14 protein-coding genes are annotated in these 14,898 nt (G+C 70.0%); 8 read left to right on the plus strand and 6 right to left on the minus strand.

Annotation, left to right across the window (positions count from 1 at the left end; genetic code table 11):
- Positions 1 to 56: 56 nt before the first annotated feature.
- Positions 57 to 2,516 carry a M14 family zinc carboxypeptidase gene (locus ACFWY9_RS12695; protein ID WP_378326080.1) on the minus strand — a complete coding sequence of 820 codons (2,460 nt, stop codon included), beginning with the start codon at positions 2,514 to 2,516 and terminating at the stop codon, positions 57 to 59.
- A gap of 180 nt (positions 2,517 to 2,696) precedes the next feature.
- Between ACFWY9_RS12695 and ACFWY9_RS12700 the strand changes: the two genes are divergently transcribed.
- Positions 2,697 to 3,389, plus strand: a complete 693-nt coding sequence (locus ACFWY9_RS12700) for a DUF998 domain-containing protein (protein ID WP_378338911.1) — start codon at positions 2,697 to 2,699, stop codon at positions 3,387 to 3,389.
- 219 nt (positions 3,390 to 3,608) lie between these two features.
- Here the strand turns inward: ACFWY9_RS12700 and ACFWY9_RS12705 are convergent, their stop codons facing one another.
- From ACFWY9_RS12705 to ACFWY9_RS12725, 5 genes are all read right to left on the minus strand, one after another.
- Entirely contained in the window at positions 3,609 to 5,186 is a 1,578-nt protein-coding gene (locus ACFWY9_RS12705) for an FMN-binding glutamate synthase family protein (protein WP_378338912.1), read from the minus strand.
- A gap of 46 nt (positions 5,187 to 5,232) precedes the next feature.
- Entirely contained in the window at positions 5,233 to 5,409 is a 177-nt protein-coding gene (locus tag ACFWY9_RS12710; protein WP_378326084.1) for a CsbD family protein, read from the minus strand.
- A gap of 66 nt (positions 5,410 to 5,475) precedes the next feature.
- Positions 5,476 to 5,895, minus strand: a complete 420-nt coding sequence (locus tag ACFWY9_RS12715; RefSeq protein WP_378338913.1) for a hypothetical protein — start codon at positions 5,893 to 5,895, stop codon at positions 5,476 to 5,478.
- Positions 5,896 to 6,537: 642 nt separating this feature from the next.
- Positions 6,538 to 6,984, minus strand: coding sequence for a nuclear transport factor 2 family protein (locus ACFWY9_RS12720; protein WP_378326086.1), 447 nt, complete (start codon positions 6,982 to 6,984; stop codon positions 6,538 to 6,540).
- A gap of 86 nt (positions 6,985 to 7,070) precedes the next feature.
- Positions 7,071 to 7,520, minus strand: coding sequence for a DUF6294 family protein (locus ACFWY9_RS12725; RefSeq protein ID WP_378326087.1), 450 nt, complete (start codon positions 7,518 to 7,520; stop codon positions 7,071 to 7,073).
- 287 nt (positions 7,521 to 7,807) lie between these two features.
- Here ACFWY9_RS12725 and ACFWY9_RS12730 point away from each other — a divergent pair, with 287 nt between their 5' ends.
- From ACFWY9_RS12730 to ACFWY9_RS12760, 7 genes are all read left to right on the plus strand, one after another.
- Complete coding sequence (locus ACFWY9_RS12730; RefSeq protein ID WP_378326088.1) at positions 7,808 to 8,794, plus strand: LysR family transcriptional regulator; 987 nt, start codon at positions 7,808 to 7,810, stop codon at positions 8,792 to 8,794.
- Positions 8,795 to 8,860: 66 nt separating this feature from the next.
- On the plus strand, positions 8,861 to 9,622 hold the full coding sequence (gene fabG / locus ACFWY9_RS12735) for a 3-oxoacyl-ACP reductase FabG (protein ID WP_378326089.1): 762 nt from the start codon (positions 8,861 to 8,863) through the stop codon (positions 9,620 to 9,622).
- Between the two features lie 13 nt (positions 9,623 to 9,635).
- The gene (locus ACFWY9_RS12740; RefSeq protein WP_378326091.1) at positions 9,636 to 10,088 is read left to right on the plus strand and encodes a MaoC family dehydratase; all 453 of its coding nucleotides are present in this window, start codon (positions 9,636 to 9,638) and stop codon (positions 10,086 to 10,088) included.
- Between the two features lie 114 nt (positions 10,089 to 10,202).
- Positions 10,203 to 11,228, plus strand: a complete 1,026-nt coding sequence (locus ACFWY9_RS12745; protein WP_378326093.1) for a phosphotransferase family protein — start codon at positions 10,203 to 10,205, stop codon at positions 11,226 to 11,228.
- A gap of 1 nt (position 11,229) precedes the next feature.
- Positions 11,230 to 12,450 (plus strand): acyl-CoA dehydrogenase family protein, encoded by a 1,221-nt coding sequence (locus ACFWY9_RS12750; protein ID WP_378326094.1) that lies wholly within the window; start codon positions 11,230 to 11,232, stop codon positions 12,448 to 12,450.
- Positions 12,447 to 13,634, plus strand: coding sequence for an acyl-CoA dehydrogenase family protein (locus tag ACFWY9_RS12755; RefSeq protein WP_378326096.1), 1,188 nt, complete (start codon positions 12,447 to 12,449; stop codon positions 13,632 to 13,634). Before ACFWY9_RS12750 ends, ACFWY9_RS12755 begins: the two co-directional genes overlap by 4 nt.
- On the plus strand, positions 13,631 to 14,836 hold the full coding sequence (locus ACFWY9_RS12760; protein ID WP_378338914.1) for an acyl-CoA dehydrogenase family protein: 1,206 nt from the start codon (positions 13,631 to 13,633) through the stop codon (positions 14,834 to 14,836). Before ACFWY9_RS12755 ends, ACFWY9_RS12760 begins: the two co-directional genes overlap by 4 nt.
- Positions 14,837 to 14,898: the final 62 nt, after the last annotated feature.

The following is a 14,898-nucleotide window of genomic DNA, read 5'->3' on the forward strand; positions in this document are numbered from 1 at the left end:
GCGCTCAACGCTGTGAAGGCCCCCTTCACGGCATCACAATCCACAAAGGACAGCCGTTACCGGACTCCGCGCTCCTTCGCCGCGGCCGCCGAACGGGTGCAGACCTCACCGACGTCGACGGTCTGGCCTCGGTCGGCGTACACGTCCGCCACGCCGACGAGCTGCCCTCGCGGCGAGGTACACGTCAGCTGGTACGCCTCCTTCGGCCCGTACGTCGGCGGAACCGGCGACGCGAACGAGACGCCGCCCGTCCAGTCGTCGGCCACGGCCGGGTCCGCCTGCGCGTAGTTCACCAGCACCGCCTTGTAGTCCCCGGCGGGCGGGTCGAACAGCACCGCGTGCTCCGACGTGGTCCCGCCGTTCGCCGACGACGTCACGAGGTTGCCCGCGGCGTCGTAGACGTAGAGGTCCCAGTCGGTGTTCGGGCTCTTCCACGCCACGTCGACGCTGAACTTCCCGTTGTCGGCCTTCGGCAGGCCGTCGACGTGGAAGGTGAAGCTCTCCGACGTCGCATCGGCCGGGTACTTCTTGTTCACCGCGGGCACGCCGGGCGGGTTGGCCACCGCGAATCCGGCCTGCGGCGGGCCCTGCGGGTCACGGCCGTAGCGGCCCGCGACGTAGGGCCGCGTCGACGGGTTGACCGACCACGCGAACCGGCCGCCGGTCGTGGTCAGCGACGAGTCCAGCTTGTCGGTGACGTAGATCGGGGGCTTCGTCGAACCGTCCGGCTGCAGGACCGGCGACGTCGGCGTCTGGAACGTCTTGTGCAGCTTGAGCTGGTAACCCCGCGGCGCCGAGCCGATCAGCGTCGAGTGCGCCGCCGGGTCGGCGGTGTTGGCCAGCATGTCCAGGAACGCCTGCCGGTTGCCGCCGTGCCCGGCGCCCGGCGCGGGCTTCAGGCCCGCGTACTCGGCGACGACACCGTCGGCGTAGGGCGGGTGGAACTCGGTCCCGCCGATTTCGAACGTGAAGCCCCAGCCACCGGTGGCCCAGTACGACCAGTCCTCGGTGCTGCCGGTGGTGTCGTACAACGCCCACGACGGTTCGCTCTTGTACTGATTGCGTGACGCCATCTGGTCGCCGAGCGCCTTGTAGGCGGGTTCGTCCAGCGGGGCACGGACGTCGGCGACGCCGGGCACGCGCAGGACGAGGTTCGAGTAGGTGTGCAGCGTCAGCAGGTTCGTGACCTGACGGCTCGACACGATCGAGCGCACGTTCCGCGTCTCCGGCTCGGAGAACGGGCCCGCACCACGGAAGGTGTCACTGCGCCACAACGTCGACGCGCCGTTGCCGCCCCAGAAACCGGCGTAGTTGCGGTTCGGGTCGGTACCGCGCTCGCGGCCGCCCGGGTTCGCCTTGCACACGCCGGTCGCGAACTCCTTCGGCGAGTCGGCGACGTTGCAGTTCTTGCGCTTCATCTCGTAGTCGAAGCGGGTGAAATCGCCCTTCGGCTCGGCCTCGCGGGAGATCTCGAAGCCGTCCGGGTTGATGATCGGGACGACGATGTTCCGGGTCCTGCCGACCAGCCCGCGGATCGCCGGATCGCGCTGGTAGCCGTTGATCAGCTCGTACGCCCATTCCATCGCGTGCTCACCGGCGGGCCATTCCCGCGCGTGGTGCACGCCCATGGTGAAGTCGACCGGCTTGCCGTCCGCGAGGTTCCGCACGTCGGTCGCGATCTCCATACCGACGACGTCGCGGCCTTCCCAGGTCGGCTCCGGCAGGGTGAACGCCGAGACGAGCGCGGGGTTCTTGCGCGCCAGCTCCTTGATCTCGTACTCGTAGTCGTAGAGGTGCCGGTAGCTCGTGCGGCCCGACGGGAGCGCCGAGCCGGGTGTCTTCGCCGCGTAGTCGCGGTCGGTTTTCGCGTTCTGCACCGACTTCGCGGACAGATCGGGCTGGATCACACTGGACTTGAACCCGCTGTCCGCCAAGGTCTTGCGGTCCGTGTCGTTGGCGAGGACGACCTCGACGCCGGTGGCGTCGGCCTTCTCCGTGACGTCGAGGCCGAGCCTCAGCAGCTTGTCCTTGTCCGTCTTCGCCGGGGTTTCGACCCGGACGAGCTCGGCGCGCTGCGGTGCCGCCGCCGTGCCCGTCGGCGTGCCCTGCGGGGTGAGGGCGAGGAAGTCGACGCCCAGCACCGCCTCCCGCGCGTTCCCGCCGTAGCGGCAGGCCTGCACGACGAGTTCTTGGCCCTTCTTCACGAAACTCTCGGCGAGTTCGTGGGTGCGCAGCGCCGCCGAGGCGGCCACGACGGCACCCGTCGCCTTGTCGAACACCGCGAGGTCCCAGTCCCCTTCCGGGCCCGGCGAGGGCGCCAGCCTCGCCTGGATCAGACCGTCCACGGTGGATGTCAGTTCGCGGCGGTCGGTGCCGGCGGTGCCCTTCGGCACCGGCGCGGCGAAACAGGACCGCGGCACCGAACGGTCGGCGCGGACGACGTTCTCCGCGGCGTGCGCGGTGGCGGCCGGAAGCGCGACGACGGCACCCGCGAGCACGGTCGCCGACGTCAGCATCACTAGTCTTCGTCTTGGTGAATTCCCCACAGCTTATGACCTCCTACCAGGAGAAACCGGCGCTTCGGACGCGCCGGCGGCGATCGACACTAACGGCGCGAAACGGCGCGAGGTACCGCCGGAAGTCGGGGGCGTGCGCGGTTCACCGGTGTCTCAGCTTCGGCTCGTTAGAGTCGGATCATGACCTTGACGCGGCGTTCCTCGATGACCTGGCTCGCCTGCCTGGTGGCGGTGGCCGCCGGCGCGACGCTGATCCTCACGCTGCAGCTCGTCCCGCCGACCGACGCGATCAGCGCGACTCGGCGCACCATCAGCGAGTACGCGCTGAGCGAGGCCAAGTGGGTCTTCGACGTCGCCGTCGGCCTGATCGCGCTCGGCTCGGTGGCCGGGTTCGCCACGCTCCGCCTGCGCGGCGCGCTCCCGGCGGCCACGGCGGTGTTCGGTACACTGTGGACGATCGGGCTCGTGGTGATCGTGGCGTTCCCCAAGAACGACTGGGCGATCGGGCCGAGCGCGAGCGGCACTGTGCACCGGTTCGCCAGCGTCGTGACCTTCGTGTGCCTGCCACTCGCGGTGCTCTTCGCGGCCCGCGCCGCCTTCCCCGCCGCACCGCGACGCCGCCTGCTCGCGCGGCTGCTCGCCGTCTCGTCGCTCGGCTGGTTCGGGATCATCCTCGGCGCGATCGCGGTCGCGGCGGGAACGGGCGCGCGCTGGTGGCTGCTGATCCCGCTCGGGCTGGTCGAACGCGGGATGGCCCTGACCGAGCTGCTGGCGTTGCTCGCGCTGGTGGCACCCGTCCGTTCCCCTGCGCCCCTGGTCACCCCGCTCGCGACGCACCCGTCGAAGGTCGCGGCCGGCGGAACCGGCACCTGAGCCCGTGCGCCCTTCCAGAGCGGACCCCGAGCACCGGCAGCGACCCGCTCGGAGCCCACTCCGCCGGGGGCAGTAGGCCGGCGGGGTCTGGGCCGGCCTGCCCGGAACGCAATTCTGTTCCCGCGCCGACCGCCGCACAGCACCCCGGACGAAACCATGTCGTCCCTGGTCAGCGGCCGGACAGAGCGGAAAACGAAACCCGGGCCGGACGCGGTGGGGTCAGCCGAAGGTGTCCGGATCCGCCGCGTGCCAGTCCTCCGCCCAGGTGGCGGGCGGATCCGCGGTGAGGACACCCGGCTCCAGCCATTCGTACAACTCGGCGTAGGAGCGCACGGTCGTCGCGTCGAGCCGTTTGCGCAGCAGGTGCGTGTTCAGCCGCGCGGGATCGGCCACCCCCATCGAGGCCATGATCTGCTGGGCCGACCGCACGGTCGCCCGCTGGAAGCGGTAGACCCGCTCCGTCTTGTCCCCGACGTCGAGCGCCCGCGCCCGGCGCGCGTCCTGCGTCGCGACCCCGACCGGGCAGTGGTTGGTGTGGCACCGCTGCGACTGGATGCAGCCGACCGCGAACATCATGGCGCGCGCGGCGTTGGTGTAGTCCGCGCCCTGGATGAGCCGCTTGACGATGTCGCCGCCGGTGGCGACCTTGCCCGCCGCGCCGATGCGGATCCGGTCCCGCAGCCCGGCGCCCACGAGTGCGTTGTGGACGGTCATCAGCCCGTCGGTCAGCGGCGCCCCGATGTGGTCGGAGAACTCGAGCGGCGCGGCGCCCGTGCCGCCCTCGGCACCGTCGACGAGGATGAAGTCCGGGGTGACGTCCTCGGCGAGCATCGCCTTGCACACCGCCAGGAACTGCCTCCGCGAGCCCACGCAGAGCTTGAAACCCGCCGGTTTCCCGCCCGCGAGCTCACGCATCCTGGCGATGAACAGCACCAGCTCGCGCGGAGTCGAGAAAACCCGGTGGTACGGCGGCGAAACCACGGTCCTGCCCTGGGGAACCTCCCGCACCCTGGCGATTTCGGCGTTGACCTTGCCGCCGGGCAGGACTCCCCCGATGCCGGGTTTGGCGCCCTGGGACAGTTTCAGCGACACGCAACGCACACTGTCCACAGCGGACTTGTCGGCGAACTCGGCGGCGTCGAAGCCCCCGTCGCGCGTGCGGCAGCCGAAGTACCCGGTGCCGATCTCCCACACCAGGTCACCGCCGGGCCGGAGGTGATACTCGGAAAGCCCGCCTTCGCCGGTGTCATGGGCGAAACCGCCTTTCGCCGCGCCGGCGTTGAGCGCCAGGATCGCGTGCGAGGACAGCGATCCGAAGCTCATCGCGGAAACGTTGAGCAACGCCATGTCGTAGGGCTTCCGGCAGGCGGGGCCGCCGATCCGCACCCGGGGTGGCTCCGGGGCGGGTTCGACGGGAGTCATCGAATGCGCGAACGACTCGTACCCGTAGGCGTAGACGTCGCGCTCGGTGCCGAACGGCGATTCGTCCTCGGTGGCCTTCGCCCGTTCGTAGACGATGCTGCGCACGTCACGGTCGAACGGCCTGCCGTCGGTGTTGCGCTCGACGAAATACTGCTGGACCTCCGGCCGGATCGCCTCCAGCAGATACCGGAGATGACCGAGCAGCGGATAGTTGCGCAGCACCGCGTGCCGCCGCTGCGTCAGGTCGTACCAGCCGACCGCGGTCAGCGCGGCCAGCGGCACGGCCGCGAAGCACCACCACGGCGAAACCAGCGCCGCCGCCAACGCGGCCGTGACCGCCGCCGCGGTCAGTCCGAGGACAAGGGCGAAACGCACGCACCGAACCTAACCGAGCGCGGGTACGGCCGCACGCCGCGGCCGGTCAGTCCTTCAGGCCCTTGATGGCGTCCTTGGCCTTTTCCGCGGCCTGCTTGACCGCGCCCTTGGCCTGCTCCGCCTTGCCCTCGCCCTGCCACTGCTCGTTGCCGGTGGCGTTGCCGAGCGCCTCCTTGGCCTTGCCCTTGAGCTCCTCGCCCTTGTTCTCCATCTTGTCGTTCATCGAGGCTCCTTTCCCATCACCGCGGCCGACGCGGCCGCGGGCTGACCTCGCGCCCCGATTACCCCGTCACCGGATGGCTACACCTCCGTTCCGCGCCCGGTCGAGTGATCCGCGCAACCACCGTTCGAGGGCGAGCAGCTCATCGGCGGGGAAGGGGCCGCGCGCCCAGCGTTCGGCGTACTCGTCCTCGCCGAACCGGGTGAGCAGCGCCCGTGCCGCGCCGGCCACCGTGCGGACGAGCTCGTGTAGCGGCAGGTCCGCGGCCAGGAGCTCGTGCCCGTCGTTGCCCGGCAATCCGAGTGGGCGCGCCCAGTCGACCGCCAGGACACGTACGTGCGCGTGACCGCTGGGATCGGTGGTGTTCAGCCAGCGGTACTCGATCGGCTCGCCGTCCCAGGACACCCGTACGCTCCGCTCGCCGGTGGTGAGCAAGAGCAGGGCGGCGAGCATGTCGCGCAGGGCCGGGGTGAGGTAGGAGGCGTACAACCGCCTCTCCCCGCGGCTGTCCCCAGCACGGCGAGCAGCCAGCCGGTACCCACGAGATCGAGCGCGCACGTGAACGTGTCCGCCGCCCACGGCCGGAAATGATCCCCCAGCGGTTTTTCCGTCAGCAGAGTGCGGAGGTACGCCATCTCCGGCTGGGGGATCGAACGGGACAGATAGACCTCGTCGAGCGGCTCGACGAGGGCGCGTAACTCGCGCGAGGCCTTGGCGGGCAACGCGAACAGTGCCAACCGCAGTGCTTCCCGCCGCACCACCGGGTCGTCCCATCGGCAGCCAGGACACGTGCAGTCTTCGGGCGTGTAATCGTCGAGTGCGCGTACCGGACCGCGCACGAACCGGGCCCAGCCCGCGAGTGCTTCGGCGATCGCGCCGGGCCGCAGCCGGGCACGCTCCAGAACCACGATCGCTTGTCGCGTCGAGGCGGAAACCCGGGACACCTGCCGGATCGGCGGTTGTCCTTGTCCGCGCCGGATCGGAGAATCGGCGCGCAGTCGCGCGGGGCGCCTACGCGGCATTGCCCTTTCTGGTCGTCATGACCGTCATCCTCGCACAGAACTCTCGTTCGCGGTCACATCGGCCCGACGCGCACCGAAGGACGCCCTCGTCGCGGCGAATCACCGTCTCCTAGGACGCGTTCGAGACGCCGCCCAAGCCCTGTGCCCAGCTGCGTTCCTCGCTGCGGCGGGAGATCCGCCAGCCCTCCGGGGTGCGGACGTACTCGTCGAGGTACCACATGCCCAGCAGCGCGATCCGCGGATCGCCGTCCCCGACCGGCAGCGCGAGCGGGTTCAGGCACATCACCCGGCCCGTCGCCCGGTCGCCATCGACGCGGATGTCCGGGTTGGCGATCAGATGCTGGAACGCGGGCAGCATCGCCAGGCTCCGCGCGAGCCATTCCTTGACCTCGGCACGGTCGCCCTCGATGCCGCCGAACGCCGTGTAGTCGATCCGCGCGTCGTCGGTGAAAATCCGGTCCAGCGCGCCGAAATCCCGGGTGTCGATCGCGGTCGCGTAGGCCACCAGCAGATCCTGGATCTCCAGCCGGTCGGAAATCTCCTGAATGTCGAGCACCTGGCCTCCTGGAACACCGCGACGGGGACGTGATCACTCTACCCAGCGCGGAGACCGCGTGCCGGGAACCCGGGCCAGGGCAAAAGTCAGCAGTGGCTTCGCATGCGCATGCTGTTGATCCGGTCGAAGATCCCCGCGTTGAAGTTCCCGCTGGCGAACCACCAGTGCCACTGGTTCTTGATGGTGCCTTCGACGAATTTGGTGTCACCGCCATGATGCACCGGAGCCAGGATGATGCTGGAATCATCCAGGGTGTCCACCCACATCAGCCACGCGTCATTGGTGTCACTGCTGACTATCGCCGCCTCGAAGGACGCGCTGCCGTCCCGTCTGAGGGTCCATTTCGCGCGCTCCATGGCGCAGTCCCCCACCGTGATGCGTCCCCAGCTGAACGAACACCAGTCGTTGTTCGCGCAAACGGCTTGTACGGTCGCCGGCGTCTGCGTGGTGGCCGATGCCGGCGCGGCGACGACGCCACTGCCCGCGAGCACGAGTGCCGCCACGACGGTCAGTACCCGACGTGATTTGGTCATCATGTTTTTCTCCGCCAGAGGTTGCCGAACCTGTGCCGAATTCGGGGGAACCGGGGAAACCGGTCCCGAAATCGCGTTCCAGAACTTCGGGAAAAGCCGTTCGGGAAAGCACCCCCTTTCCACGGCTCCGCTCCGCGAATTCGCACCGGAGCGGTCCGGGTTTCAGTATCCTCGCGGCCGGGTCGCTTCGTCCAAGTCGCAATCACAATCGGCCGATAGGTCGACGTTATGCGCGCGACCCGGGCGCTAGACTCGACACGCCGGCCGGCGCGGTGGTGCGGAGGGTGGTCGTGGTGGAGTTGCGTCGCCTGCGTTACTTCCTGGCCGTCGCCGAGGAGGGCGGTTTCACCCGCGCGGCCGCCCGGCTGCACGTCAGCCAGCCCGGGCTGAGCCAGCAGATCCGTGCCCTGGAACGGGATGTCGGCGGTCCCCTGTTCGAGCGCCTGCCCGGCGGGGTCCGGCTCACGCCCGCGGGCCACGCCATGCTCGAACCGGCCCGCCGCGCGATGGCGGCGGTGGCCGACGGCCTGCTCGTCGCCCGCGACCTGGCCGGTGGCGCCAGTGGCTCGCTGCGGGTGGGCATGATCTACGGCGCCGCCGGCGCGGTGACCCAGCCGATCCTGTCCGCGTTCGCGAAGGCGTTTCCGGACGTCCGGCTGAACTTCCGCGCGGAACTCCCGGTCGGCCGGGCGTATTCCGCGCTGCTCGAGGACGAGGTGGACGTGGCGTTCACCCGGCTGCCGCTGCACCCGCAACGACACGCCTGGACCGTGCTGTACGAGGAACGCCGCGTGCTGGTCGTCCACGAGCACCATCGGCTCGCCAGAACGAGCAGCGTGACCATCGAAGAGGTACTGCCACTGCCCATCCTGTCCGCCAACCCCGCCGGCACCGCGCCGGAGGTCAACGACTACTGGCAGCTCAACGAATACCGCAACGGCGAGCCGCCCCCGCTCTTCCTCACCGAGGCGTGGTCGGTCCTGGAAGTCGCCTACACCCTGTTGCAGCATCCGGACGTGGTCGCCACCTGCGCGGACGTCGCGCGCCGGCACCACCCGCTGCCGGGCACCCCGCTGCTGTTCATCGACCTCCTGGAAGGCGGCGCCAGCAAGGCTGTCGTCGCACGCCGTCGCGGCGACCATCGGCCCCTCGTCCGGGCGTTCTGCCACATCGCCGCCACCGTCGCGCACCAGCCCGGTGCCCCGCCCGCCGGTTTTCGCCCCCCGGACACCGCCGGCAGGCAAGAGGTCGAATCCTGGGGCACACCGGGTGACTGAGCGCTTATTCATCGGTTATGTTGAGGATCAGCAGCCCCCGCTTTCTCAACGACGAGGAGTTCACCCGTGAGCGAGTCCCCCTCCCGTGTCGCCATCGTGACGGGCGCAGGCCGCGGCATCGGCGCCGCGGTCGCCAAGCGCCTGGCCGCCGACGGGTTCGCCGTCGGCCTGCTCGACCTCGACGAGGCCGGGGTCAAGGCGGGCGCCGAGGCGATCGTCGCCGGCGGCGGCAAGGCCGTCGGTGTCACGCTCGACGTCAGCGACGCCGAACAGGTCGACGCCGCCGTCACCCGGGTCGCCGAGGAGCTCGGCGCGCCGACCGTGCTGATCAACAACGCCGGCATCACCCGGGACAACCTGCTGTTCAAGATGACCGAGCAGGACTGGGACTCGGTGCTGAACGTGCACCTGCGCGGCTCGTTCCTGATGACCCGCGCGGTGCAGAAGTACCAGACGCAGGAGAAGTGGGGCCGCATCGTCAACCTGTCGAGCACGTCGGCGCTGGGCAACCGCGGCCAGGTCAACTACTCCGCGGCCAAGGCGGGGATGCAGGGCTTCACCAAGACACTGGCTATCGAGCTGGGCAAGTTCGGCGTGACCGCGAACGCGATCGCCCCCGGGTTCATCGCCACCGACATGACCGCCGCGACCGCGGAACGGCTCGGCATGTCCTTCGAGGACTTCAAGGCCGCGGCCGCGTCGCAGATCCCCGTGCAGCGGGTGGGTACCCCGGACGACATCGCGAACCTCGCCTCGTTCCTGGTCAGCGACGGCGCCGGGTTCATCTCCGGGCAGGTCGTCTACGTGGCCGGCGGCCCGACGGACTGAGGGAGGAACGACGATGCGCGAGTTCTCTTCCCTCGACGAGTTCGCCGGGGCGGTCGGCGAGCACCTCGGGTACAGCGACTGGCTGACGATCACCCAGGAGCGGGTGGACCTGTTCGCCGACGCCACCGACGATCACCAGTGGATCCACGTGGACGCCGAGAAGGCCGCCGCGGGCCCGTTCGGCACGACGATCGCGCACGGCTTCCTGACCCTGTCGCTGATCTCGGGTTTCGTCGGCAAGATCTACCGGGTCCACGGGATCAGGATGGGCATCAACTACGGCCTCAACAAGGTGCGGTTCCCCCAGCCGGTCAAGGTCGGCGCGAAGATCCGGGCCGGGGCCGAGCTGGTCGAGGTCACCGACGTGCCCGGTGGCAAGCAGGGCGTGGTGCGGTGGACCATCGAGATCGACGGCGAGCCGAAGCCCGCGTGCGTCGCCGAAATGGTCGCGCGGCTCATCGCCTGAAACCCGGCCGTGAAAGCCCAGGCCGGGGCGGGGTTTCCGACCAGCACTGTACGACATACCGACTGGTCGGTACCCTGACGGCGGACGTCGACCACCGAGCAACGAGGAGACCGGATGAGCCGGACCGACCCACCGGGTCTTGACCTGGGCGCGCTGCGTGCCCACCTGGACGAGCACCGGCCGGGGCTGGTCACCGGGGAGCTGGGCGCCGACGTCGTCGCGGGCGGCCGGTCGAACCTCACCTACGTGGTGAGCGACGGCCGGTCGCGCTGGGTGGTCCGCCGCCCGCCGCTCGGCCACGTGCTGCCCACCGCGCACGACATGGCCCGCGAGTTCCGGGTGATCTCGGGCCTGCACGGCACCGCCGTCCCGGTGCCGGAAACGGTGCTGCTGTGCGAGGACCCCGACGTGCTCGGCGCGCGGTTCTACGTCATGGAGTTCGTCGAGGGCACGCCGTACCGGTCCGAGGCCGAACTGACCGCGCTCGGACCCGAGCGCACGCGGAAGATCGCCGACGCGCTGGTCGACACGCTCGTCGACCTGCACGCGGTCGACCCGGAGCCGGTCGGGCTCGGCGATTTCGGGCGCCCGGAAGGGTTTCTGGAGCGGCAGCTGCGGCGGTGGAAGAAGCAGCTGGACGGCTCCCGCAGCCGGGATCTCGAAGGCTTCGACCTGCTGCACGACCGGCTGGCGGCATCGCTGCCCGCGTCGGGGAAGCCGTCGATCATCCACGGCGACTACCGGCTGGACAACGTGCTGGTCGACGGCGAGGACCGCATCACCGCCGTGCTGGACTGGGAGATGTCCACCCTCGGCGACCCGCTGACCGACCTCGCGCTGCTGGTGGCCTACGCCGAGCGGGACAAGGCGTCGGCGCGGTTCGTGTCCACCGCGAGCGCGGCACCCGGGTATCCGACCTCGGACGAGGTGGTCGCGCGGTACGCCGAGCGGTCCGGGCGGGACGTGTCCGCGCTCAACTGGTACGTCGGGTTCGCGTTCTTCAAACTGGCGGTGATCCTCGAAGGCATCTACTTCCGGTTCAGCCAGGGCAAGACCGTCGGAGCGGGATTCGAGAACGTCGGCGGCGCCGTCGTTCCGCTGATCACGCACGGCAACGAGATTCTCAAAGAGGAGAAGTAGCGTGGATTTCGCCTTTGACGCCAAGACCGAGGAACTGCGCGGCAAGCTCCTCGACTTCATGGACTCGCACATCTACCCCGCCGAGCCGGTCTTCGAAGAGCAGCTCGCGGCCGCCACCGACCCCTGGGCCACCGCCCCGATCGTCGAGGACCTCAAGAAGGCCGCCAGGGAACGCGGCCTGTGGAACTTCTTCCTCCCCGGCGACCATGGCGCGGGCCTGACGAACCTCCAGTACGCCCCGCTCGCGGAGATCACCGGCCGCAGCATCCGGCTGGCGCCCACCGCGCTGAACTGCGCCGCGCCGGACACCGGGAACATGGAGGTGCTCTCCATGTTCGGCTCGGACGAGCAGAAGAAGCAGTGGCTGGAACCGTTGCTGGAGGGCGAGATCCGGTCGGCGTTCGCGATGACCGAGCCCGACGTCGCCTCCTCGGACGCGCGCAACATCTCCACCAGCATCCGCCGCGATGGCGACGAGTACGTCATCAACGGCCGCAAATGGTACATCTCCGGCGCGATGAACCCGAACTGCAGGATCTTCATCGTGATGGGCAAGACCGATCCGGACGCCGCCCCGCATCAGCAGCAGAGCATGATCCTGGTCCCGCGTGACACGCCGGGCCTGACGATCAAGCGCGGTATGCACGTGTTCGGCTACACCGACGGCGATCACGGCGGCCACGCCGAGGTCCTGTTCGACGACGTCCGCGTGCCCGCCGAGAACCTGATCGCCGCGGAGGGCGCCGGGTTCGCCATCGCGCAGGCACGGCTCGGCCCCGGCCGGATCCACCACTGCATGCGGGCGATCGGGATGGCCGAGCGCGCGCTGGAGATGATGTGCCGCCGCACGATGTCGCGGGAGGCGTTCGGCAAGCCGATCGCCGAGCAGGGCGTGGTGCAGGACTGGATCGCCGAGTCGCGGGTGCGCATCGAGCAGCAGCGGCTGCTGGTGCTCAAGACCGCGTGGCTGATGGACACCGTGGGCAACCAGGGCGCGCACACCGAGATCCAGGCGATCAAGATCTCCACGCCGATCACCGTCGAGTGGATCGTCGACAAGGCGATCCAGGCACACGGCGCGGGCGGGGTCAGCCAGGACTTCGGGCTCGCCGAGATGTGGGCCGGGGTGCGCACGCTGCGGCTGGCCGACGGCCCGGACGAGGTGCACAAGCGCTCGCTGGCGCGGCGTGAGCTGAAGAAGTACCGGACGGAGGCTCGATGAGCACGATCACCGCTGACAACCTGCGCGGGCGGGTCGCGGATTTCCTTGCCGCACATGACTTTTCGACCATGGAACGGCTGGAGTTCCTGCGGGCGCGGTTCGACGCCGGGCTCGCCTGGGTCCACTTCCCCGAGGGCCTCGGCGGGCTCGGCGCGGCGCGGGCACTGCAGTCCGTTGTGGACGAAGAGTTCGCCGCGGCGGGCGCGCCGGACAACGACCCGCGCAAGAACGTCATCGGGCTCGGCATGGCCGCGCCGACCATCCTCGCCTTCGGCACGCCGGACCAGCGCTCCCGCTACCTCCGTCCACTGTGGACCGGCGAGGAGATCTGGTGCCAGCTGTTCAGCGAGCCGGGCGCGGGATCCGATCTCGCGGCGCTGGGTACCAGGGCGGTGCGGGACGGCGACGACTGGGTCGTGACGGGCCAGAAGGTGTGGACCTCCGGCGCGCATATGGCACGCTGGGCCATCCTGGTCACCCGCACCGACCCGGACATCCCGAAGCACCAGGGCATGACGTACTTCCTGTGCGACATGACCGCGCCGGGCGTCGAGGTCCGGCCGCTGCGCCAGATCACCGGCGAGGCGGAGTTCAACGAGGTTTTCCTCACCCAGGTGCGGATCCCGGACGCGCAGCGGATCGGCGCCGTCGGCGAGGGCTGGAAGGTCGCGCAGACCACGCTGATGAACGAGCGGGTCGCGATCGGCGGCACGGTGTATCCGCGTGAGGGCGGGATGATCGCCCCGGTCGTGAAGACCTGGCGGGAACGTCCCGAACTGCGCACGCCGGAGCTTCAGGACCGGCTGGTGAAGCTGTGGGTGGAGGCGGAAACGCTGCGGCTGGCCGGGACCCGGCTGCGGCAGCAGCTCGCCTCGGGGGCGCCGGGGCCGGAGGGTTCGGCGATGAAGGTCGCGTTCTCCGAGCTGAACCAGGCGGTGTCCGGGCTGGAGATCGAACTGCTCGGCGAGGACGGACTGACCTACGACGACTGGACGTTCCGGCGTTCGGAGTCGGTCGACTTCACCCGCCGCAGCCCCGGATACCGCTATCTGCGGGCGAAGGGCAACTCGATCGAGGGCGGCACCTCGGAGGTGCTGCGCAACATCATCTCCGAACGTGTCCTCGGCATGCCGTCGGAACCGCGTGTGGACAAGGACGTCGCCTGGAAGGACCTTCCCCGATGAGCGAGGCGCGCGAGCCCGAGGTACTTACTACCGCCGAGAGCGCATCAGCAGAGCCCGACGAGGTACTTACTACCGCATCAGCAGAGCCGGATCTGCTCTATTCCGAGGTCGAGGAGGACCTGCGGGCGAGCGTGCGGGATCTGCTCACCGACCAGGCGTCCCCGGCGGCGGTGCTGAAGCGGGCCGAGACGGCCGAACCGTACGACCTGAAGCTGTGGCGCACCCTCGCCGCGGACCTCGGCGCCGCCGGGCTCGCGGTACCGGAGGAACTGGGCGGGCACGGTGCGTCGGCGCGGGAGGTCGCGGTGGTGCTGGAGGAACTCGGCCGGTCGGTGGCACCGGTGCCGTTCCTGGGCAGTGTCGTGCTCGCGACGTCGGCGCTGCTCGGCGCGGACACGACGGACGCCGTGGTCGCCGAGCTGCTCCCCCGCCTCGCGGCCGGTGACCTGATCGGTGCGCTGGCCGTGCCGCTGACCACCGCCCCGGACGCGGAATTCCCTTCCGCCGTCACGGTGAACGCCGACGGGTCGCTGAGCGGCCGGGTCGGCAAGGTGGCGGACGCGTCGGCCGCGGAACTGCTCGTGGTCCCGGCCATCGGGCCGGACGGACCGGGGCTCTACGCGGTCGAAGCGGCGTCCTCGGGTGTTTCGGTGACGGAGCTGGTGTCGCTGGATCTGACGCGGCGCGTCGCCGACGTCGTCCTGGACAACGCGCCCGCGCGGGTCGTGGCTTCCGACGCCCACGCTCCGGCGGCGTTGACGTACGCGCTGACCACGGCGGCGGGACTGCTCGCGTCGGAACAGCTCGGCATCACCGAATGGGCGCTGACGGAGACCGCGGAGTACCTCAAGACGCGTTACCAGTTCGGCCGTCCGGTGGGTTCCTTCCAGTCGCTGAAACACCGGCTGGCCGATCTGTACACCGATCTGGTGAACGCCAGGGCCGCCGCGCGCTACGCGGCCGACGCGCTCGCCACCGGCAGCGAGGACGTCCCGGTCGCGGTCGCCGTCGCCCAGGCCTCGGGCGCCCCGATCGCGGTGCACGCGGTCGAGGAGGCCGTCCAGCTACACGGCGGGATCGGCATGACGTGGGAACACCCGGCGCATCTGTACCTCAAGCGCGCCAAGGCCGACGAACTCGCGCTCGGCACCCCCGCCCGGCACCGGGCCCGGCTCGCCCAGCTGGTCGACCTGCCCGCGTGAGCTGAATGGGGGGTTGGGGGCAGAGACGGGTGTGGCAGATCCCCAGACGCCGTGACACAACA

This window comes from Amycolatopsis sp. NPDC059027 (assembly GCF_042739735.1).
GTDB lineage: Bacteria > Actinomycetota > Actinomycetes > Mycobacteriales > Pseudonocardiaceae > Amycolatopsis.

Coding starts and splice junctions, on each gene's coding strand:
- ACFWY9_RS12740 (WP_378326091.1), top strand. CDS start 9,636: ATGCGCGAGTTCTCTTCCCTCGACGAGTTCGCCGGGGCGGTCGGCGAG.
- ACFWY9_RS12745 (WP_378326093.1), top strand. CDS start 10,203: ATGAGCCGGACCGACCCACCGGGTCTTGACCTGGGCGCGCTGCGTGCC.
- ACFWY9_RS12725 (WP_378326087.1), bottom strand. CDS start 7,520: ATGATGACCAAATCACGTCGGGTACTGACCGTCGTGGCGGCACTCGTG.
- ACFWY9_RS12700 (WP_378338911.1), top strand. CDS start 2,697: ATGACCTTGACGCGGCGTTCCTCGATGACCTGGCTCGCCTGCCTGGTG.
- ACFWY9_RS12695 (WP_378326080.1), bottom strand. CDS start 2,516: ATGCTGACGTCGGCGACCGTGCTCGCGGGTGCCGTCGTCGCGCTTCCG.
- ACFWY9_RS12755 (WP_378326096.1), top strand. CDS start 12,447: ATGAGCACGATCACCGCTGACAACCTGCGCGGGCGGGTCGCGGATTTC.
- ACFWY9_RS12760 (WP_378338914.1), top strand. CDS start 13,631: ATGAGCGAGGCGCGCGAGCCCGAGGTACTTACTACCGCCGAGAGCGCA.
- ACFWY9_RS12710 (WP_378326084.1), bottom strand. CDS start 5,409: ATGAACGACAAGATGGAGAACAAGGGCGAGGAGCTCAAGGGCAAGGCC.